At 63.7% G+C, this 20,045-nt stretch carries 16 protein-coding genes; 9 read left to right on the plus strand and 7 right to left on the minus strand.

Annotated elements, in window-relative coordinates:
- Positions 1-4 precede the first annotated feature (4 nt).
- Positions 5-634: an RNA-binding protein gene (locus tag DEA8626_RS13105; protein ID WP_108853688.1), complete on the plus strand. Its 630-nt coding sequence runs from the start codon at positions 5-7 to the stop codon at positions 632-634.
- A complete protein-coding gene (gene infB, locus DEA8626_RS13110; RefSeq protein ID WP_108853689.1) occupies positions 631-3,153 on the plus strand; it encodes a translation initiation factor IF-2 in 2,523 nt (840 codons plus the stop codon). Before DEA8626_RS13105 ends, infB begins: the two co-directional genes overlap by 4 nt.
- A 375-nt stretch (positions 3,154-3,528) precedes the next feature.
- On the opposite strand, the gene mutT is transcribed toward infB, so the two are convergent.
- From mutT to DEA8626_RS13125, 3 genes are read right to left on the minus strand one after another with little or no spacing between them, the layout of a single operon-like run.
- Positions 3,529-3,927: an 8-oxo-dGTP diphosphatase MutT gene (gene mutT, locus DEA8626_RS13115; protein ID WP_108853690.1), complete on the minus strand. Its 399-nt coding sequence runs from the start codon at positions 3,925-3,927 to the stop codon at positions 3,529-3,531.
- A complete protein-coding gene (gene argJ / locus DEA8626_RS13120; RefSeq protein ID WP_108853691.1) occupies positions 3,924-5,345 on the minus strand; it encodes a bifunctional glutamate N-acetyltransferase/amino-acid acetyltransferase ArgJ in 1,422 nt (473 codons plus the stop codon). The genes mutT and argJ overlap by 4 nt, the downstream gene beginning before the upstream one ends.
- A gap of 28 nt (positions 5,346-5,373) precedes the next feature.
- Positions 5,374-6,237, minus strand: coding sequence for a peptidylprolyl isomerase (locus tag DEA8626_RS13125; RefSeq protein ID WP_245890860.1), 864 nt, complete (start codon positions 6,235-6,237; stop codon positions 5,374-5,376).
- A gap of 171 nt (positions 6,238-6,408) precedes the next feature.
- Here DEA8626_RS13125 and secA point away from each other — a divergent pair, with 171 nt between their 5' ends.
- Positions 6,409-9,096 carry a preprotein translocase subunit SecA gene (gene secA / locus DEA8626_RS13130; RefSeq protein ID WP_108853692.1) on the plus strand — a complete coding sequence of 896 codons (2,688 nt, stop codon included), beginning with the start codon at positions 6,409-6,411 and terminating at the stop codon, positions 9,094-9,096.
- A gap of 233 nt (positions 9,097-9,329) precedes the next feature.
- Positions 9,330-10,436, plus strand: a complete 1,107-nt coding sequence (locus DEA8626_RS13135; RefSeq protein ID WP_146188869.1) for a hypothetical protein — start codon at positions 9,330-9,332, stop codon at positions 10,434-10,436.
- A gap of 6 nt (positions 10,437-10,442) precedes the next feature.
- Here DEA8626_RS13135 and radC read toward each other — a convergent pair whose 3' ends face one another.
- The 3 genes from radC to dnaK form a co-directional block, all read right to left on the minus strand.
- Positions 10,443-11,201, minus strand: coding sequence for a RadC family protein (radC, locus tag DEA8626_RS13140; protein ID WP_108853694.1), 759 nt, complete (start codon positions 11,199-11,201; stop codon positions 10,443-10,445).
- Positions 11,202-11,391: 190 nt separating this feature from the next.
- Positions 11,392-12,549: a molecular chaperone DnaJ gene (gene dnaJ / locus DEA8626_RS13145; RefSeq protein ID WP_108853695.1), complete on the minus strand. Its 1,158-nt coding sequence runs from the start codon at positions 12,547-12,549 to the stop codon at positions 11,392-11,394.
- Between the two features lie 70 nt (positions 12,550-12,619).
- On the minus strand, positions 12,620-14,536 hold the full coding sequence (dnaK, locus tag DEA8626_RS13150; RefSeq protein ID WP_108853696.1) for a molecular chaperone DnaK: 1,917 nt from the start codon (positions 14,534-14,536) through the stop codon (positions 12,620-12,622).
- 166 nt (positions 14,537-14,702) lie between these two features.
- Here dnaK and DEA8626_RS13155 point away from each other — a divergent pair, with 166 nt between their 5' ends.
- Positions 14,703-15,347 carry an alpha-ketoglutarate-dependent dioxygenase AlkB family protein gene (locus DEA8626_RS13155; protein WP_108853697.1) on the plus strand — a complete coding sequence of 215 codons (645 nt, stop codon included), beginning with the start codon at positions 14,703-14,705 and terminating at the stop codon, positions 15,345-15,347.
- On the opposite strand, the gene DEA8626_RS13160 is transcribed toward DEA8626_RS13155, so the two are convergent.
- Positions 15,344-16,165: an ABC transporter permease gene (locus tag DEA8626_RS13160; protein WP_108853698.1), complete on the minus strand. Its 822-nt coding sequence runs from the start codon at positions 16,163-16,165 to the stop codon at positions 15,344-15,346. The genes DEA8626_RS13155 and DEA8626_RS13160 overlap by 4 nt on opposite strands.
- 131 nt (positions 16,166-16,296) lie before the next feature.
- Here DEA8626_RS13160 and cysQ point away from each other — a divergent pair, with 131 nt between their 5' ends.
- The 4 genes from cysQ (at position 16,297) to galE (ending at position 20,026) form a co-directional block, all read left to right on the plus strand.
- A complete protein-coding gene (gene cysQ / locus DEA8626_RS13165) occupies positions 16,297-17,094 on the plus strand; it encodes a 3'(2'),5'-bisphosphate nucleotidase CysQ (RefSeq protein WP_108853699.1) in 798 nt (265 codons plus the stop codon).
- Positions 17,091-17,891 (plus strand): 3-deoxy-manno-octulosonate cytidylyltransferase, encoded by an 801-nt coding sequence (locus DEA8626_RS13170; protein WP_108853700.1) that lies wholly within the window; start codon positions 17,091-17,093, stop codon positions 17,889-17,891. Before cysQ ends, DEA8626_RS13170 begins: the two co-directional genes overlap by 4 nt.
- Positions 17,892-18,139: 248 nt before the next feature.
- Complete coding sequence (gene galU / locus DEA8626_RS13175) at positions 18,140-19,033, plus strand: UTP--glucose-1-phosphate uridylyltransferase GalU (RefSeq protein WP_108853701.1); 894 nt, start codon at positions 18,140-18,142, stop codon at positions 19,031-19,033.
- 6 nt (positions 19,034-19,039) lie between these two features.
- On the plus strand, positions 19,040-20,026 hold the full coding sequence (gene galE, locus DEA8626_RS13180; RefSeq protein ID WP_108853702.1) for a UDP-glucose 4-epimerase GalE: 987 nt from the start codon (positions 19,040-19,042) through the stop codon (positions 20,024-20,026).
- The last annotated feature ends 19 nt before the right edge of the window (positions 20,027-20,045 follow it).

The raw sequence follows: 20,045 nt of genomic DNA on the forward strand, positions 1-20,045 counted from the left end.
GCATATGACTCGAGGGGGACGCCATAAGGGAAGGGATGAGCCCGAGCGGCGTTGCATCGTCACGGGTGACGTGCAGCCCAAGGCCGGTCTCATCCGCTTCGTGGTGTCGCCCGGGGGTCAGGTGGTGCCCGACCTGGCCAACAAGCTTCCCGGGCGCGGGATGTGGGTCACGGCCGATCGGGACGTAATCGAGAAGGCCGGCAAAAAGGGCCTGTTCGCCCGCGCGGCCAAGGCACAGATCACGGTGCCCGAGGGCCTTGCGGAGACCGTCGAGGTCGGGTTGGCGCGGCGGGTGGTGGACCTTATCTCTCTGGCACGCAAGGCAGGACTTGCCGTCGCGGGTTTCGAGAAGGTGAAAGGCTGGCTGGCAGAAGGAAGGGCGAAGGTCCTCCTGCAGGCTTCCGACGGATCCGAGCGCGGCAAGGGCAAGCTCTGGACGCCCGAAGGGGGGCGATGGTTCGGCTGTCTGACCTCTTCGGAGCTTGGGCTGGCCTTTGGTCGGGATAGTGTGGTACACGGCGCGCTTGCGGCTGGCGGACTCTCCACACGTGTTGTAGAGGAAGCGGCAAAGCTTGCGGGCTTGCGGAAAGTTGACGGCGGATCGTCCGCCGAGAAGGATTTGAGACCGGCATGAGCGAAACAGACGGCAAAAAGACCCTCGGACTCGGTGGGCGGTCCGGTCAGGTGAAGCAGAGCTTCAGCCATGGCCGCACCAAGAACGTCGTGGTCGAGACGAAGCGCAAGCGCGTCGTCGTGCCCAAGCCGGGTTCCGCACCGGCTACCTCCGGCGGGTCCGGCGGCGGCGCGGGCGACCCGTCGCGCCGTCCGGCCGGCATCTCGGACGCCGAGATGGAGCGCCGGCTGAAGGCGCTTCAGGCTGCCAAGGCGCGCGAGACCGAAGAGGCCGAAATGCGCGCCGACGAGGAGCGCAAGCGCGAAGAAGAGCGCGAACGCCGCCGGGCCGAGGCCGAGGCGAAGGAGCGCGAGGATCGCGAGCGCGAGGAAGCGCTTAAGGCGAAGGCCGAGGAGGACGCCCGCAAGGCCGAAGAGGCCGAAACCCGCGCCGCGCGCAAGGAAGAAATCAAGAAGCCGGCCGAGAAGGCCGCTCCGATGGATCCCGCCGCGGCCGAGGCCGCCGCGGCCCGCGCCGAGACCAAAGGCGTCTCGTCCACCGGGCCGCGCAAGACCGACCGTGAGCGCGACAACCGCGGTGGCGACCGCGACAGCCGCGGCAAGGGCGGTCGCGACGAGGGCCGCAGGTCAGGCAAACTGACGCTCAGTGAGGCGCTATCGGGCGAAGGCGGGCGCCAGCGTTCGCTCGCCGCGATGAAGCGCAAGCAAGAGCGTGCACGTCAGAAGGCGCTGGGCCAGACGGTCCGCGCCGAGAAGCAGGTGCGCGACGTCCAGCTGCCCGAGACGATTGTGGTGCAGGAGCTTGCCAATCGCATGGCCGAGCGCGCCGCCGACGTCGTCAAGTCGCTGATGAAGATGGGCATGATGGTCAACATGAACCAGCCCATCGACGCCGATACCGCCGAACTGATCATCGAGGAATTCGGACACAAGGCCGTGCGCGTTTCCGATGCCGACGTGGAACAGGTCATCGACTCGATCGAGGACAAGGACGAGGATTTGCAGTCGCGTCCGCCGATCATCACGATCATGGGCCATGTTGACCACGGCAAGACGTCGCTTCTGGACGCGATCCGCAAGACGAATGTCGTCTCGGGCGAAGCCGGCGGCATCACCCAACATATCGGCGCCTACCAGGTGAAGACGGAATCCGGGGCGATCCTGACCTTCCTCGACACGCCGGGCCACGCGGCCTTCACCTCGATGCGCGCCCGTGGGGCGCAGGTCACCGATATCGTCGTTCTGGTCGTGGCCGCCGATGATGCGGTCATGCCGCAGACGATCGAGGCAATCAACCACGCCAAGGCTGCCGGTGTTCCGATGATCGTCGCAATCAACAAGATCGACAAGCCCGCGGCCGATGCGCAGAAGGTCAGGACCGACCTTCTGCAGCACGAGGTTGTTGTCGAGGCGCTGTCGGGCGACGTGCAGGACGTCGAGGTCTCGGCCACGACCGGCCAGGGGCTCGACCAGCTTCTGGAGGCGATCGCGCTTCAGGCGGAGATCCTGGAGCTGAAGTCCAATCCCGAACGGGCTGCGATGGGCGCCGTGATCGAAGCCAAGCTCGACGTAGGCCGCGGCCCCGTGGCGACGGTTCTCGTGCAGAACGGTACACTGAGGCAGGGCGACATCTTCGTCGTCGGCGAACAGTGGGGCAAGGTCCGCGCGCTGATCAACGACAAGGGCGACCGGGTGGACGAAGCCGGGCCGTCGGTTCCGGTCGAGGTTCTGGGCCTGAACGGCACGCCCGAGGCGGGCGACGTCCTGAACGTCGTCGAAACCGAGGCGCAGGCGCGCGAGATCGCGGACTACCGTGAGCAGGCGGCGAAGGACAAGCGCGCGGCGGCCGGTGCGGCGACCACGCTTGAACAGCTCATGGCCAAGGCCAAAGAGGACGAGAGCGTTGCGGAACTGCCGATCCTGGTCAAGGCTGACGTTCAGGGCTCGGCCGAGGCGATCATCCAGGCGATGGAAAAGATCGGCAATGAAGAGGTCCGTGTTCGGGTCCTTCACTACGGGGTCGGCGCGATCACGGAATCGGATATCGGCCTCGCCGAAGCCAGCGGGGCCCCGGTCATCGGATTCAACGTCCGCGCGAACGCACCGGCGCGAGCGGCGGCCAACCAGAAGGGCGTCGAGATCCGATACTACTCGGTCATATACGACCTCGTGGACGACGTGAGAGCCGCGGCCTCGGGTCTTCTCTCGGCCGAGATCCGCGAAAACTTCATCGGCTACGCCGAGATCAAGGAAGTCTTCAAGGTTTCCGGAGTCGGCAAGGTTGCCGGCTGCCTCGTCACCGAGGGCATCGCGCGCAGGTCGGCGGGTGTTCGCCTGTTGCGCGATAACGTCGTGATCCACGAAGGCACTCTGAAGACGCTGAAGCGCTTCAAGGACGAGGTCAAAGAAGTTCAGTCCGGCCAGGAATGCGGCATGGCCTTTGAAAACTACGAGGACATCCGGCAAGGCGATGTCATCGAGATATTCGAGCGCGAGGAAGTCGAGCGCAAGCTGAGCTAGGAAAAGGGGGCCCCGAGGGCCCCCTTACTCATTTTGCTAGGTCCAACCGCTTGAACTTCATGCGGCTTTCTTTGCAACGGGGATCCCTGCGAAGAGCAGTTTTCCCACCCGGACGAGGATCATCCCGTTGCCGAGGTGCCGTTCAAATGTTCCCTGAACGGACACACAACTTCCGAGAGTGATGGTGCGCAGCATCGCGATTTGTCCCCCAATTGCGGGCTGCTATGAGATTAGCTGTCGATCATTAACCGAAGGCAAATCGAACGTGTCATATAACTGCCACAATCGCCGTCTCTTGGAAACAACATTTGACCTTCTTGCGCCGACTCGGCCGTAAGTTGCTGCAACTAATGATTGTTTTTTGGCAGGCGAGATCTACAACCAGTCGCGCAGAACGGGAATCAGCGGCAGATCGGCAGGCGGCATCGGGTAGTTGCGCAGGTCGTTCGGGCGAACCCAGGCCAGCTCCTGACCCTCGCGCGGATGCGGCGAGCCCTGCCAGCGGCGGCAGGCGAAAAGCGGCATCAGTAGGTGGAAATCCTCGTAGGCGTGGCTCGCAAACGTCAGGGGCGCGAGACAACTTTGCCATGTATCGATCCCGAGCTCTTCATGCAGTTCGCGGATGAGCGCGGCCTCGGGCGTTTCGCCATCCTCGACCTTGCCTCCGGGAAACTCCCACAGGCCCGCCATGGACTTGCCCTCGGGCCGTCGGGCGAGCAGCACTCGCCCATCGCCGTCGATGAGCGCGACAGCGGAGACGAGGACGTGCTTCACGAACGATAGTCGGCGTTGATGTCGATGTAGCGATGCGTGAGGTCGCAGGTCCAGACCGATTGCGCGGCCCGACCCATGCCCAGATCGACCTCGATCACAAGTTCGTCGTTCTTCATGTAGGCCGAGGCGGCCTCCTCGCTGTAATCGGGGCTGCGCCAGCCCTTTGCAGCCAGAAGATGCTCGCCGAAGCGGATCGACAGGCGGTCGCGGTCGGCCTTCGCGCCGGATTTGCCGACCGCCATGACGACGCGGCCCCAATTCGCGTCCTCGCCCGCGATCGCAGTCTTGACGAGCGGCGAGTTGGCAATGGCAAGCGCGGCGCGACGGGCATCGGCGGCGTCGGCGGCGCCCTTGACGCGAACCTCAACGAATTTTGTGGCACCTTCGCCATCGCGCACGACCTGATGGGCGAGGTCGAGCATCACGTCGTGCAGCGCCGCCTCGAAATCCTTCGCGACCTTGGAGCGCAAGTCTGTGATCGGTTTGGCGCGGGCCTTGCCCGTCGCGGCGAGGATTAGCGCGTCTGAGGTCGAGGTGTCGCTGTCGACGGTGATCGCGTTGAAGGTCGTGCCGAGGTGCCGTGAGAGCATTTTCTGCAGATGCGGCTGGGTGATCGCTGCGTCGGTGAAAATATAGACCAGCATTGTCGCCATGTCCGGCGCGATCATGCCCGACCCCTTGGCGATGCCCGCAATGCGAATCCTGCCGCCTTCGCCCGCGATCTCTGCCGTCGAGCCCTTGGGGAAGGTGTCGGTCGTCATGATCGCATGTGCCGCCTGTTCGATCCCGCCGGCATCGAGCGCGCCCTTCAGTTCGTCGAGCTTCGCCACGATACGATCATGGGGCATTGGTTCGCCGATGACGCCGGTGGACGAAGTGAACACCCGGGTTACGGGAACACCGAGCGTCTCTGCGACGGCACTAGCCACGGCATCGACCGAGGTCTGGCCCATCGCGCCCGTGAACGCGTTCGCGTTGCCGGAATTGACGAGGATCGCGGCTCCGTCCCGCTCACCCGCCTTCGCCTTCAGCTTCGCCTCGCAATCGAGCACCGATGCCGCCCGCGTCGCCGAACGGGTGAAAGCTCCGGCGATGGTCGTGCCGGGAGCGAGCCGAACGAGCATCACGTCGGTGCGGCCGGCATAGCGCACGCCGGCCGCCGCAGCGGCGAAGTCTACCCCCGCGATCCGTGGCAGGGCCGGAAAGCCGTCCTTCGGAGCAAGCGGCGAGACGGGATTGAACTTCTTCTTCACCCCGGTCACGACCCTGTCCGCGGCATCGCCCATCGCCTCTGCGACGGCGCCCATCCGCTCTTCGACGACGGGCAGAATATCGGTCTCAAGCTTCTTGCGCAGCTTTTCGACCTTGCCCTTCAACTTTCTGGCTTCGGCCTTCCAGTCGGACTTGTTCTTCGCCATGGGCTGTCCCTCCCTGATACGGCGGCATTTACTCGTCGATCAGCTCGACGTTCTTGAGGACGGCCGGGTCGATCCCTTCGACCGATTTTACGACCTCGGCGGAATCGGTGAGTTCGGTCACCCGCGCCTCGACCGCCGCGCCGCGCAGCTCTCCCGCGAGGTCCTCGCGCACCTCGTCGAGCGCCGGCGCTGTCGCATTGCGGGTTTCGATCAGCTTGATCACGTGCCAGCCGAATTGCGTTTCAACCGGATCGGAGATCTGTCCCGGCTCCATCGCGACAACGACCTCTTCGAACGGCTGCACCATCATGCCGGGGCCGAACCAGCCGAGATCGCCGCCATTGGGGCCTGACGGGCCAGTCGATCTTTCCTTGGCGAGCGCGGCGAAATCGGCGCCGTCGTCAAGCTCCGCCTTGATGGCGTTGGCCTCGTCCTCGGTCTCCACGAGGATGTGGGCAGCGTTGTATTCCATTCCCGGCTCGACCTCGGCGAAGCGCTCGTCATACAGCTTCTGCACCGCCTCGTCGTTCACCGCGGCCTCGGCGGCGGCATCGAGCGCGGCGCCGGCCAGATAGGCGCGGCGCTGATTCTCGATCATGATCTCGTTGCGGCGGGTCAGACTGCCTTCGAGCGTCTCGGCGAGCGCCGCCTGCTGAATGATCTGGTCGAGAATCCCGTCAAACAGCACCTGATCCTCGAGCTGTTGATACTGCGCCGGAAGAGTCTCGCGGAGCGCGATCATGTGGCCGAGCGTGATCTCTGTACCATTTACGGTCGCCACGACGGTATCCGCCGACGGTTCCTCGGCTGCGGTCGGTCCCGTGAGCGCAAGCGACAGCGCGGCGGCACCAAGGCAGGTGAGCGGTTTCAGCATCGTGACGACTCCCTTCATTGCCGCGTTCCGGCGCAGCGTTGACTATCCGACAGCGGCCCCTTACATCGCGATGGGTCCCGGATGGGCCGGGCCGCGTCAGCTACCGTCGCCGTATCTAGGCCGATGGCGAGATGGCGGCAAGGCCGCGTTTCACCCGGACGCAATCAGTCGAACCCGCGCGGAGATAGCATGCTGGGCCTCGGAACAATCGCGAAGAAGGTCTTCGGCACGCCGAACGACCGAAAGGTCAAGTCGGTTCGCCCGCTGGTAGAGAAGATCAACACGCTCGAGCCGGAGTTCCAGACCCTCAGCGACGAGGGCATCAAGGAAAAGACCGAAGAGCTCGCGACGCGGGTTCAGAAGGGCGAGAGTCTTGAGTCGGTGCTGGTGGAAGCCTTCGCCAATTGCCGCGAGGCGGCCAAGCGGGCGCTGGGGCTCCGCGCCTTCGACGTTCAACTCATGGGCGGGATATTCCTGCACCAGGGCAACATCTCGGAAATGAAGACGGGCGAGGGCAAGACGCTGGTCGCGACCTTCCCGGCGTACCTCAACGCCCTGACGGGTCGGGGCGTCCATATCGTCACTGTCAACGACTACCTCGCCAAGCGCGACGCGGAATGGATGGGCAAGGTCTACAACGCGCTGGGCCTGAATGTCGGCGTCGTCTACCCGTTCCAGGAGGCCGAGGAAAAGCGCGCGGCCTATCGGGCCGACGTCACCTACGCCACCAACAATGAGCTGGGCTTCGACTACCTGCGCGACAACATGCGCAACACGATCGACGACATGATGCAGCGCGGGCATTACTTCGCAATCGTCGACGAGGTCGATTCGATCCTGATCGACGAAGCGCGAACGCCGCTGATCATCTCCGGCCCCAGCGAAGACCGGTCGGAGCTTTACGTCACGCTCGACAAGTTCATCCCTGAGCTCGAGGAGGAGCATGTCAAGCTCGACGAGAAGCAGCGCAACGCGACCTTTACCGAAGCCGGTAACGAGTTTCTGGAGCAGCGGCTCCTGGCGGCGGGTATCCTGCCCGAGGGCCAAACCCTCTACGATCCGGAATCGACGACTGTGGTCCATCACGTGACCCAGGCGCTTCGGGCGCATAAGATGTTCCAGAAGGACCAGCACTACATAGTTCGGAACGGCGAGATCATCCTGATCGACGAGTTCACGGGACGCATGATGCCGGGCAGGCGGCTGTCCGACGGGCTTCACCAAGCGATCGAGGCGAAGGAAGGCGTGACTATCCAGCCGGAAAACGTGACGCTCGCCTCCGTGACCTTCCAAAACTACTTCCGGCTTTACGAAAAGCTCGCAGGCATGACCGGCACCGCCGCGACCGAGTCTGAGGAGTTCTTCGACATCTACCGGCTCGGCGTCGTCGAGGTGCCGACGAACAAGCCAATCGCCCGCAAGGACGACCACGATCAGGTCTACCGCACGGCGCGCGAGAAATACGACGCCATCGTCCGCCGCATCAAGATGGCGAACGACAAGGGCCAGCCGATCCTCGTCGGCACGACCTCGATCGAGAAATCCGAGATGCTGAGCGAGATGCTTCAGAAGGAGAAGATCGAGCACAACGTCCTGAACGCGCGCCAGCACGAGAAGGAGGCGAAAATCGTCGCCGATGCAGGCAAGCCGGGCGCCGTTACGATCGCGACCAACATGGCCGGCCGGGGGACCGACATCCAGCTTGGCGGCAATGTCGAGATGACGGTCATGGAGGCGCTGGCCGCCGATCCCGACGCGCATCCGGACAAACTGCGCGCGCAGATCGAGGCGCAGCACGCCGACGAGAAGACCAAGGTTCTTGAAGCGGGCGGACTTTTTGTGCTGGCCACCGAACGTCACGAAAGCCGGCGGATTGACAACCAGCTGCGCGGCCGATCGGGCCGGCAGGGCGATCCGGGGCGGTCGTCGTTCTACCTGAGCCTTGAGGACGACCTGATGCGGATCTTCGGGTCTGACAAGCTGGAAAAGGTGCTCTCGTCACTCGGCATGAAAGAGGGCGAGGCGATCATCCACCCCTGGGTCAACAAGTCGCTCGAACGCGCGCAGGCCAAAGTCGAAGGCCGCAACTTCGACATGCGCAAGCAGCTTCTGAAGTTCGACGACGTGATGAACGACCAGCGCAAGGTGATCTTCAGCCAGCGGCTGGAGATTATGGAGGCCGACGATCTGGAAGAGATCGTCCAGGACATGCGCCATCAGGTGATCGACGACTTGGTGGACGAGTTCCTGCCGCCAAAGAGCTATGCCGAGCAGTGGAACATCGAAGGGCTCTACGCCGCCGTGCTGGAGAAGCTGGGTCTCGATCTGCCGATAATTGACTGGGCGAAAGAGGATGGCGTGGACCAGGACGAGGTTCGTGAAAGGCTCTATTCCGCCTCAGACAAGCATATGGCGGAAAAGGCGGAGCAGTTCGGGCCCGATACGATGCGGCAGATCGAGAAGCAGTTCCTGCTGCAGACGATCGACGCCAAGTGGCGCGAACATCTCGTAACGCTGGAACATCTGCGGTCAGTTATCGGCTTCCGTGGATACGCCCAGCGCGACCCGCTGTCGGAGTACAAGAGCGAAGCGTTCACGCTGTTCGAGGCGCTCTTGAACAGCCTGCGCTCCGACGTCACGCAGAAACTCGCGCAGGTGCGGCCGATGACCGAGGAGGAGCAGGCCGCGATGATGCGCCAGATCGCCGAGCGTCAGGCAGCGTTGAACGCTCCGGTCGAGTCCGTAGTCGCAAAGAAGCCTCTGATCGACGGATTTGACGAAGCCGATTCCTCGACCTGGGGCAATCCCGGGCGCAATGACCCATGCCCCTGCGGATCGGGCAACAAGTTCAAGCACTGCCACGGCCGGCTCGCCTGAGGCGGACCGCGCCGACTGGCGCCAACCGTGCCCCGACGGATTCGTGGCAAAATTGTGGCGTCGAGCCGCTCGCCAGCAGGAAATCGTTCAGCATATGGGGTCTTCGGGCCTGATTTGCCCAATATCAGGGAAGGTCGCTGCACCGCTTTCCCCTAGGTCATCGTCATGCTTCGGTCATGCAGATGCCCCGATCCTTCGCTATCCATTAACGTGGGATGTTTGCGGAGAGAGCGATGCAGTTAAAGCGTAGAGCGGTAATGGTTGGCACCACTTTTTTCCTGGCGGCCGCGACCGGCCATATCATGCAGAGTGGCGACGCCATCAGCGATCGGCTCGAGGGTATCCGCGAGGTGAAGGCCGCGCGGAGCGCGCCCGTGCCTGAACCTGCGCCCGTGGCGAATTTTTCGAAGGCTCCCGAAACCGATGCCGTCGCGACGATGGCTGCCAGTGCCGTCAAGACTGCCGGCACCACGCTCAACTCGGCAATTCTGATCGCCGCCATGAAGTCCGAGCACGCTGCCAAAATGCTGCCCGACCTGCCTACTACCGAGCCGCGGGCCTTCGCATCGGCCGATCTGCTTGCCGCGCGGATGGACGGACTGGATTCGGGTTACGAGCGTCCCGCGACTGACGCCGACGCGAATTACAGCGTGTTCGGCATCGCCTGCACGCCCGCAGTCATGACGCTCGAACCCGGCGCGCGCGCGATGCTGAAGCTGGACTTGACGGCATCCTGCTATCCGAATGAACGCGTGACGATCTCCCATGCCGGCCTGACCTTCGCGGTCGCCACCGATCTTGGCGGCGAACTTGAACTGACATTACCGGCGATGGCTAGCACGGCGCGGGTCGAGGTGCGGTTCGCATCCGGTGAGGGCATCGGCGCGGAGCAAGCCGTGACCGGATTGGGCGCGCTGACGCGGGTCGCGGTCCAATGGAACGGCCCAGCCGATCTGCATCTCAACGCCTACGAAAACGGTGCGGGCTTCGGTGACGCGGGCCACGTTTCGGCAGAGAGCCCGCGCCACCGGACGACGTCAGAAGGTGGATTCCTGACCGCATTGGGCGACGCCGAGATCGATCACCCGATGCTTGCCGAGGTCTACACCGCGCCCGCGGGCACGAAACTCGACGCGCTCGTGCTCGAGGCCGAAGTGAGCGCCGAGAACTGCGGTCGCACGCTTACGGGGCAGACGCTGACCGCGCGCACCGACGCCGAACCCGAGATTTCGACCCTCAGCTTCGCGATGCCCGATTGCAGCGCAGAGGGCGAGTTCATCGCGATGGACCTGACGCAGTCGGCGGCGCCTGAGATAACGGTGGCATTGTCGGCGCGCTGAGCCGGATCAGACATAACCTTCCGAGCGGAAGCTCAATTCGCGCGACTTGCCGATGATAAGGTGGTCGTGCAGCACGATCCCCATCACATCCGCCGCCTCGCGGATCTGGGCAGTGACGGCGATGTCCTGCTCGGACGGCGTCGGATCGCCCGAGGGATGATTGTGCACGAGGATGAGCGCGCTGGCGTTCAATTCCAGCGCACGTTTGACGACTTCGCGCGGATAGACCGGCACGTGGTCCACCGTGCCGCGGGCCTGCTCCTCGTCGGCGATCAGCACGTTCTTGCGGTCGAGATAGAGGATGCGAAACTGCTCGGTCTCCCGGTGCGACATCGAGGTGTGGCAGTAGTCGAGAAGCTGCGCCCATGAAGACAGCACCGCGCGGTTCATCACCTTCGCACGCGCGAGCCGGTGTGCCGCCGCCTCGACGAGCTTCAACTGGACGATGACCGCCTCGCCCACGCCGTTGACCGCGCGAAGCCGTTCCGGGCGTGCGGAGATCACCCGGCCGAAATCGCCGAATGTGTCGATGAGGGCGCGGGCGATGGGCTTGGTGTCCTGCCGCGGGACCGCGAAAAGCACCATTTCAAGCAGTTCGTAGTCCGGCATGGCCGCCGCGCCGCCTTCCATGAAGCGGGCGCGGAGGCGCTGCCGGTGATCCTTGATGTAGGACGGGACCTTGCCCACCGGGAGCGCCGACCCGGTCGCTTCGTCGCCCTGAAAGAGCGGCATCGGGGCTTCGTGAAAGGCGCGAGTCGGGCTCATGCCGCAAGCCTCGCGCCACTGGGTGAAGGATTGGTTAACGCGGCCCGGTGGAATGGACCTGAAGTTGCTTGAGCAGCGGGCTGGTTGCCTTTGGCGAGCATTTCCGGACTGTCGATTGTGCTGCGTGCGTTCGCTGCTTCGTCCGTTCACTGGAGCGGGCGATCCGGGCTATTGAGCCCGGGACCGCAGCTTACCCTTTCATGCCGTCCCAGAAGCTCCGGACCTTGGAGAAGAACGACGAACCCTCGGGGTTGTTGTCCTTGCTCAGCTGTTCGAATTCGCGCAGAAGCTCCTTCTGGCGCGAGGTCAGATTCACCGGCGTCTCGACCGCGATCTCGATCAACATGTCGCCAACCCCGCCACCGCGGAGCGCCGGCATGCCCTTGCCGCGAAGCCGCATATGCTTGCCGGTCTGGGCGCCCGAAGGGACCTTCACGCGGCTCCGCCCGCCGTCGATCGTCGGCACCTCGACCTCGCCGCCGAGCGCGGCGGTGGTCATCGCAACGGGGACGCGGCAGAAGAGGTTTACGCCGTCGCGCTGAAAGAGCGGATGCTCGTGCACCTCGATGAAGATGTAGAGATCGCCCGGTGGCCCGCCGCGCATGCCTGCTTCGCCCTCACCGGCGAGCCGTATTCGGGTTCCGGTTTCGACGCCGGCGGGGATATTGACCGACAACGCGCGGTCCTTTTCGACCCGACCCGCACCGTGGCAGGACTTGCAGGGATTCTTGATCGTCTGGCCGAGCCCGCTGCAGGTCGGACAGGTCCGCTCGACCGTGAAGAAGCCCTGCTGGGCGCGCACCTTACCCATGCCCGAACAGGTTGGGCAGCTTTGCGGCTCGGCCCCGCCCGCGGCGCCGGTGCCGCTGCAGTCCGCGCACGACACCGAGGTCGGCACGGTGATCGATTTATGAGCGCCTGTGAATGCCTCTTCAAGCGAGACGCGCAGGTTGTAGCGCAGGTCCGAGCCGCGCTGCGCACGCTGGCGACCGGGACCACCGCCACGACCGCCCATGAAATCGCCAAACAGATCCTCAAACACGTCCGAGAACGCAGAGGCGAAATCTCCCTGCTGGCCGTAGCCACCACGCCCGCCGCGCGGGCCGCCACCGCCCATCCCGCCTTCGAAGGCTGCGTGGCCGAAACGGTCGTAGGCGGCCTTGCGCGTGTCGTCCTTCAGCACATCATAGGCCTCGTTCACTTCCTTGAACCCGGCCTCGGCGTTGGGATTGTCCTTGTTGCTGTCGGGATGAAGCTCCTTGGCCTTCTTGCGATAGGCCTTTTTGATCTCTTCGGCGGACGCACCGCGTGCGACACCCAGAACCTCGTAAAAGTCGCGCTTCGCCATTCTTCGCCCTTTCGGGGAACGCGCGGGCCGGCCCGACCGAAGTCAGGCCGGCCCATCAGTTCCGGATGCGTCAGTTACGCTTCTTCTCGTCGCCGAGGTCTTCGAAATCAGCATCCACGATGTCGTCATCGACGCCGCGAGGGCCCTCTTCCTCTTCCTCGGCCGGGGCGGCCTTTGCCTGTTCGGCTTTGTAGATGGCTTCGCCAAGCTTCATCGACGCGTCGGTGAGGTTCTGAACGGCACCCTTGATCTTGCCGGCGTCTTCGGACTTGACCGCTTCCTCGAGCGCGCCGATGGCAAGCTCGATCACTTCGACCGTGGAGCCGTCGACCTTGTCGCCATGCTCCTCAAGCGCCTTCTTGGTGGAGTGGATGAGGCTTTCGGCCTGGTTCTTCGCTTCCACCAGCTCACGGCGTTGCTTGTCGCCTTCAGCATTCGCCTCGGCGTCGCGGACCATCTTTTCGATCTCGTCGTCCGAGAGGCCGCCCGAGGCCTGGATCGTGATCTTCTGCTCCTTGCCGGTGCCCTTGTCCTTGGCGCCGACATGCACGATGCCGTTGGCGTCGATATCGAATGTCACTTCGATCTGCGGCATGCCGCGCGGCGCGGGCGGGATCTCTTCCAGATTGAATTGGCCGAGAAGCTTGTTGTCGGCCGCCATTTCGCGCTCGCCCTGGAAGACCCGGATCGTCACGGCGTTCTGGTTGTCCTCGGCCGTGGAGAAGATCTGGCCCTTCTTCGTCGGTATCGTGGTGTTGCGGTCGATGAGGCGGGTGAAGACGCCGCCGAGTGTCTCGATGCCCAGGGACAGCGGGGTCACGTCAAGAAGGACCACGTCCTTCACGTCGCCCTGCAGAACGCCGGCCTGGATCGCGGCACCAAGCGCCACGACCTCATCCGGGTTCACGCCCTTGTGCGGCTCCTTGCCGAAGAAGCCCGAGACCTCCTGGATGACCTTCGGCATCCGGGTCATACCGCCGACGAGGACCACTTCGTCGATGTCACCCTTCGACAGGCCCGCATCCTTCAGCGCGGCCTCGCAGGGCTTCATCGTGCGCTTGATGAGGTCGGCAACCAGGCTTTCGAGCTTGGCGCGCGTCAGCTTCATGACCATGTGCAGGGGCGTGCCCGTGGACTTGTCCATCGAGATGAACGGCTGGTTGATTTCGGTCTGCTGGCTGGACGACAGCTCGATCTTCGCCTTTTCAGCCGCCTCCTTCAGACGCTGGAGCGCCATCTTGTCGCCGGTCAGGTCGACGCCATGCTCTTTTTTGAACTCCTCGGCGAGGTAGTTCACGATGCGCATGTCGAAGTCCTCGCCGCCGAGGAACGTGTCGCCGTTCGTCGACTTCACCTCGAAGAGGCCGTCGTCGATCTCGAGGATGGTGATGTCGAACGTACCGCCGCCGAGGTCATAGACCGCGATGGTCTTCGATTCCTTCTTGTCGAGGCCGTAGGCGAGCGCCGCAGCGGTCGGTTCGTTGATGATCCGCAGCACTTCCAGGCCGGCGATCTTGCCGGCGTCCTTGGTGGCCTGACGCTGAGCGTCGTTGAAGTAGGCGGGAACCGTGATGACAGCCTGCTCGACCTTCTCGCCGAGATAGCTTTCGGCAGTCTCCTTCATCTTCTGAAGGATCACGGCAGAGATCTGTGCAGGGCTGTACTTGTCGCCCTTCACTTCAACCCAGGCGTCGCCGTTGCCGCCGTCGATGATGTGATAAGGGACAAGCTTCTTGTCCTTCTCGACTTCGGCATCAGTGATGCGGCGGCCGATAAGGCGCTTGACCGCGAAGACTGTGTTGGTGGGGTTCGTGACCGCCTGGCGCTTGGCCGGCTGGCCGACAAGGCGCTCGCTGTCGGTGAAGCCGACGACGGAGGGCGTCGTGCGCGCGCCTTCGGAGTTCTCGATGACGCGCGGCTGCGACCCGTCCATGATGGCGACGCAGGAGTTCGTGGTCCCGAGGTCGATTCCGATGACTTTGGCCATATGTGTTACCTTTCCTTCGGCGATGATATGGGGTCAGGTCCGATTGCGGCCCCTGGCCCCGATCCCAAGATTTCGGCCGGGCGGTCCCGACCTGCTTCGAGGGCTATATAAGGAGGGGTCATGAGTGCTGCAAGCCACGCGATCGCGGGAAAAACTGGGAAATCCTGTGGAAAAATCGTCTCAAAGCGATGAAAGCGGCGCCGAGCCGCAGCCGGCCGGGACAATTCGCGGCGTGGCGCTCTATCCCGGCTACCTGAGCGGGGCGGAGCAAGCGGCGCTCGTCGACGATATCCGGACCGTCATCGCGGCCGCGCCCTTGGTCCAGCCGGTCACGCCCTGGGGAAAGCCGATGTCGGTCAGGATGACGTCGGCCGGTCGTTACGGCTGGGTGACGGACCGCAGGGGTTACCGCTATGACGAGCGGCACCCCGAGGGGATGGTCTGGCCGCCCGTTCCCGACAGCGTGCTCGCCGTCTGGCGGCAGCTAGTCGGGCCTGGTCGCGACCCGGATTGCTGTCTCGTGAATTTCTATGCGGGCGCGGCGCGCATGGGGCTGCACCAGGATCGCGACGAGGCTGATTTCTCATGGCCGGTCCTGTCGATCAGCCTTGGCGACGACGCACGGTTCCGGGTCGGCGGGACCGAACGCGGTGGCCGCACGGAAAGCATCTGGCTCAGATCGGGCGATGTCGTGATCCTGGGCGGTGCGGCGCGGTTGGCCTATCACGGCGTGGACCGGATCGCGCCCGGCACATCGACGCTTTTGCCCAAGGGAGGGCGGATCAACCTGACGCTGAGGGTGGTGGACTAGCGCCCGGCGGTCCAGCTGACCGAGACGCGTTTCCGAGTGTAATACTCGCCCATCAGCCCCAGCATCAAAAGCCCGATGGTGACATAGACCGGATAGTCGAGGGACGTCTTGAACGGGTTGTAGTTGATGAACGCGTAACCCCGCGCCTGGTCAATGATGTGAAAGAGCGGGTTCCAGTCGAACATCGCGACCATTGTGTAGGTCATCGAGTTGGCCACGAACATCTTGCCTGACGCGAACATGTTGACGCGCGTGTAGAGCGACTGCGCGATACCCACGAAGGACGGCCACCAGGGCTTGATGGCCAACACGACCATCCCGACGCTCACTCCGTTCAGCCAGGCAAGGAGCAACATGCCGAGCGCGCCGGCCGGGTCATAGATCTCCACCGGCGTGAAGGCCATGTGGTAGACGCCGAGCACGACTGCGACTGACAGAATCTGGATGTAGAGCGAGGCAAGTGCGGCCGATCCAATGGCGATTGCGGTGTTCATGGGCGCGTGCAGCATCATCGCCGAAGTCGGCCCCTCGGCCCCGATCACGGCGCTCATCGCCTTGATGTTGGTCATGTAGAGGAAGATGCCGGAGAACAGGAACAGCACGAAGTCGCCCCTGATAGCGTTGCCGCGCAATCCCAGGACATCGAACATTACGTAGAAGACGATGACGAGGATCACCGTCTGCAGGATGTTGATGACAAGTCCCAGAAGCGCGTGGCGGTGCCCCCTGCGGATCGCCCGGACCGTGTTGTGATAGATAAGCTCCATCACGGTCAGCGACGCGGTCAGGCCCGTCTTCTTTCTCTCGACCGTGAACATGAATCCGCCGTTCTCGCCGATCTGCCTCGTCCCTTGCGCTTTTTTCGCAGGGAAATCTTGCCGTTCCTTTAGCGGGCCATCATAAGGTCAACCGCCGCACCGATCAACTCGGCTCGTCGAGGAGGAATGCCTTGGACTTCGAACACTTGATCCGGGTCATGCGCCGTCTCGCGCTCGAAGCGGGCGACAGGATCATGACGGTCTACGACGCCACCGATTTCGAGGTGCGCGCAAAGTCGGACGCGAGCCCCGTGACCGAGGCTGATGAAGCCGCCGACGCGCTGATCTCCGAGGGATTGGCCAAAGCCTTCCCTTCCGTCGCGCTCGTGACAGAGGAACAGTCGGACACCCACGGCCAAGAGGTTTCCACTTTTCTTATCGTCGATCCGCTTGACGGAACGAAGGAGTTCGTGCAGCGGCGTGGCGACTTCACGGTAAACATCGCCTATGTCGAAGACGGCGTGCCACTTCGCGGCGTTGTCTATGCGCCGGCCAAGGCCAGGCTGTTCTACACGCTACCCGACGGGCGGTCAGTCGAGGAGACGGGTCCCTTTGACAAGGAGACTCCCGGTGGTTCGGTGCCGCTTTCGGTTTCGATGCCGGACAATCGCGGGCTGATGGTCGTGGCGTCGAAGTCGCATCGCGACAAGGCGACGGATGACTATATCGGTCGCTACGCCGTACGCGACCTGACGAGCGCGGGGTCGAGCCTGAAGTTCTGCCTGGTCGCGACGGGCGAGGCCGATCTCTACCCACGGCTTGGACGAACGATGGAATGGGACACGGCCGCGGGCGACGCGGTCCTGCGCGGTGCCGGTGGCGAGGTCGTGCGCTTCGACGACCATACGCCGTTCATCTACGGCAAGCCGGGCTTCGAGAATCCATTCTTCATCGCCTATTCGCCTGGCGTTCTTCTGGTGAAGGAATGAGCGTACTGATCGTCATTCCCGCGCGCTATGCATCCAGCCGGTACCCGGGCAAGCCGCTCGTCGCGCTGAAGGGTGCAGATGGGGAGGCGCGCACGCTCATTCGCCGCAGCTGGGAGGCTGCAATGCTAGTAAATAGCGCGGACCGTATTGTCGTCGCGACCGATGACTACCGCATCCGGGTTGAGGCCGAGGGCTTCGGCGCCGAGGTCGTCATGACCTCGGATCGATGCCGCAACGGAACCGAGCGCTGCGCGGAGGCCCACGCTGCCCTCGGTGGCGGCTACGACTTTGTCGTGAACCTTCAGGGTGACGCGCCCTTGACCCCGCACTGGTTCGTCGAGGCGCTGGTTGAGGGGATGCGCGCCGATCCCGGCGCCGATATCGCGACGCCTGTCCTACGCTGCGACGGGCGGGCGCTGAGCGGTTTTCTCGCCGACCGCCGGGCCGGGCGGGTGGGCGGGACGACGGCCGTCTTCGGCGCGGACCGCCGGGCGCTCTACTTCTCGAAGGAAGTTATTCCATATACAGCCATCACCTATGCCAACGACGCACCGACGCCGGTGTTCCATCATGTCGGCGTTTACGCCTACCGCCCCGCCGCGCTCGCCGCCTATCCGGGGTGGCCGGCCGGACCGCTCGAAGAGCTCGAGGGGCTCGAGCAGTTGCGATTCCTCGAAGCCGGGCGGGCGGTGCTGTGCGTCGAGGTCGATGCGCGCGGCCGCCAGTTTTGGGAACTGAACAACCCCGAGGACGTTCCCCGAATCGAATCGATGCTCGCCGAGATGGGGATCGCTTAGCACGCACGACGCGGGGAAATGTCAACCGATACACAAGGCGCAGGGATTCGCTCATGCGTCAGGAAATCATGACTACAATATAGGCGGCCTGCCACCTACCGTTGCCAAACGGGCTCGATTTTCTACAGATTATCCGCTGACTTTGCACAAAATGGCCATATGATTGGTCTATTGGCAAGGCGCGCTATTAATGGCGATGCGACGAGGGGGCTGGCCGCTCGGCTGGCACGGAACGGAACGGTGGTGGAATGAAGCGCAGAGTGACAAAGGCGATTTTTCCGGTCGCAGGCCTCGGAACCCGATTTCTTCCCGCGACAAAGTCCATCCCCAAGGAAATCATGACTCTCGTCGACAGGCCGCTCATCCAGTACGCCATCGACGAGGCGCGCGCGGCCGGCATCAAGGAGTTCATCTTTGTCACCTCGCGTGGCAAAGGCGCCCTTGAGGACTATTTCGACCACGCGCACGAGCTGGAATCGAACCTCGAGCGGGCCGGCAAGAATAAGCTTCTCGACATCCTGCGCGAGACCAACATGGATTCCGGCGCAATCGCCTACATCCGCCAGCACAAGGCGCTGGGACTTGGTCACGCGGTCTGGTGCGCCCGCCGTCTGATCGGCAACGAGCCGTTCGCGGTAATACTGCCCGACGACGTGATCGCGGCCGAAAAGCCGTGCCTTCAGCAGATGGTCGAAGCGCACTATGAGACCGGCGGCAACGTGGTCGCTGCAATGGAGGTCGCGCCCGAGAAAGCCTCTTCCTACGGGATTCTCGATGTGAATGAAGACATGGGCGCCATGGTTTCGATCAAGGGCATGGTCGAAAAGCCGAAGGCGGATGCCGCGCCGTCGAACCTCGCGGTGATCGGGCGCTACATCCTGACGCCGAGGGTCCTGCAGAATCTCAACCGGATGAAGTCCGGCGCGGGCGGCGAAATCCAGTTGACAGACGCCATCGCCGAAGAGATCCGGAAGTCGAGGAACGTCTTCGGCTACCGCTTCCGCGGTCAACGCTTCGACTGCGGCTCAAAGGCCGGGTTTCTGCAGGCCACGGTCGCCTTCGGGCTGGCGCGCGAGGAGCTGCGCGAAGAGTTCCAGAATTTCCTGATCAGCATGACCGCGATCCAGAAGGCCGCCGAGTAGCACCGTATGACGCGGAATATCCTGGTAACGGGCGGTGCCGGTTATGTCGGCTCGCACGCCTGCAAAGTGTTGAAGACTGCCGGCTACGTCCCCGTGACCTTCGACAATCTCGCGACCGGATGGCGCGATGCGGTCCAGTTCGGCCCGTTCGAGAAAGGTGACCTGTCAGACCGCGCGCGGCTTGAAGAGGTATTCGCGCGCTGGCAGCCCGCAGCCGTCATGCATTTCGCCGCAATCAGCCTCGTCGGCGACGCGATGCGCGATCCGGGCACCTATTGGCGGGTCAACGTTCTTGGCGCGCTCAATCTGATCGAGGCGGCGCTCGCCGCGGGTTGCAAGGACTTCGTCTTCTCCTCGACCTGCGCGACCTATGGCGATCTGGACGGCGTCATGCTCGACGAGGACACACCGCAGCAGCCGCTGAACGCCTATGGCAAGTCGAAGCTCGCGATCGAACAGATGCTGGGCGATTTCGGGGCGAGCCATGCGCTGAACTCGGTGATCTTCCGCTACTTCAATGTCGCGGGCGCCGATCCTGCGGGCGAGATTGGTGAATTCCACCGGCCAGAAACCCATCTGATCCCACTCATGCTCGATGCAATTGACGGAAAGCGGCCGGCGCTGACGGTATTCGGCACCGACTACCCGACGCGCGATGGCACATGCATTCGGGACTATGTCCACGTCATGGACCTTGCCGAGGCGCATGTCGCGGGCTTGCGATGGCTCGAGGCGGGTCAGGGCAGCCGGCTCTTTTGTCTTGGCACTGGAACTGGGTTTTCGGTGCGCGAGGTGATCGACGCCTCGCGCGCGGTCACGAACCGCGAGGTGCCAGTGGTGTTCGGCGACCGCCGGCCCGGTGACGCGACCAGCCTGGTCTGCGGCAGCGAACGGGCGCGTCGCGAGCTTGGGTGGCAGCCCGACCGGTCGAAGATCGGCACCATGATCGCCGATGCCTGGCGCTGGCACCAGACCAGCAGCTACAACCGTTGAGTCACTGCTGATTCCGCAA

Source organism: Defluviimonas aquaemixtae (assembly GCF_900302475.1).
Taxonomy (GTDB): Bacteria; Pseudomonadota; Alphaproteobacteria; order Rhodobacterales; family Rhodobacteraceae; genus Albidovulum; species Albidovulum aquaemixtae.

Excerpts from the sequence above, each read along its gene's own strand:
- DEA8626_RS13105 (WP_108853688.1), top strand. The coding sequence starts at position 5 with ATGACTCGAGGGGGACGCCATAAGGGAAGGGATGAGCCCGAGCGGCGT.
- infB (WP_108853689.1), top strand. The coding sequence starts at position 631 with ATGAGCGAAACAGACGGCAAAAAGACCCTCGGACTCGGTGGGCGGTCC.
- argJ (WP_108853691.1), bottom strand. The coding sequence starts at position 5,345 with ATGGCGAAGAACAAGTCCGACTGGAAGGCCGAAGCCAGAAAGTTGAAG.
- DEA8626_RS13125 (WP_245890860.1), bottom strand. The coding sequence starts at position 6,237 with ATGAAGGGAGTCGTCACGATGCTGAAACCGCTCACCTGCCTTGGTGCC.
- secA (WP_108853692.1), top strand. The coding sequence starts at position 6,409 with ATGCTGGGCCTCGGAACAATCGCGAAGAAGGTCTTCGGCACGCCGAAC.
- DEA8626_RS13135 (WP_146188869.1), top strand. The coding sequence starts at position 9,330 with ATGCAGTTAAAGCGTAGAGCGGTAATGGTTGGCACCACTTTTTTCCTG.
- radC (WP_108853694.1), bottom strand. The coding sequence starts at position 11,201 with ATGAGCCCGACTCGCGCCTTTCACGAAGCCCCGATGCCGCTCTTTCAG.
- dnaJ (WP_108853695.1), bottom strand. The coding sequence starts at position 12,549 with ATGGCGAAGCGCGACTTTTACGAGGTTCTGGGTGTCGCACGCGGTGCG.
- dnaK (WP_108853696.1), bottom strand. The coding sequence starts at position 14,536 with ATGGCCAAAGTCATCGGAATCGACCTCGGGACCACGAACTCCTGCGTC.
- DEA8626_RS13160 (WP_108853698.1), bottom strand. The coding sequence starts at position 16,165 with ATGTTCACGGTCGAGAGAAAGAAGACGGGCCTGACCGCGTCGCTGACC.
- DEA8626_RS13170 (WP_108853700.1), top strand. The coding sequence starts at position 17,091 with ATGAGCGTACTGATCGTCATTCCCGCGCGCTATGCATCCAGCCGGTAC.
- galU (WP_108853701.1), top strand. The coding sequence starts at position 18,140 with ATGAAGCGCAGAGTGACAAAGGCGATTTTTCCGGTCGCAGGCCTCGGA.
- galE (WP_108853702.1), top strand. The coding sequence starts at position 19,040 with ATGACGCGGAATATCCTGGTAACGGGCGGTGCCGGTTATGTCGGCTCG.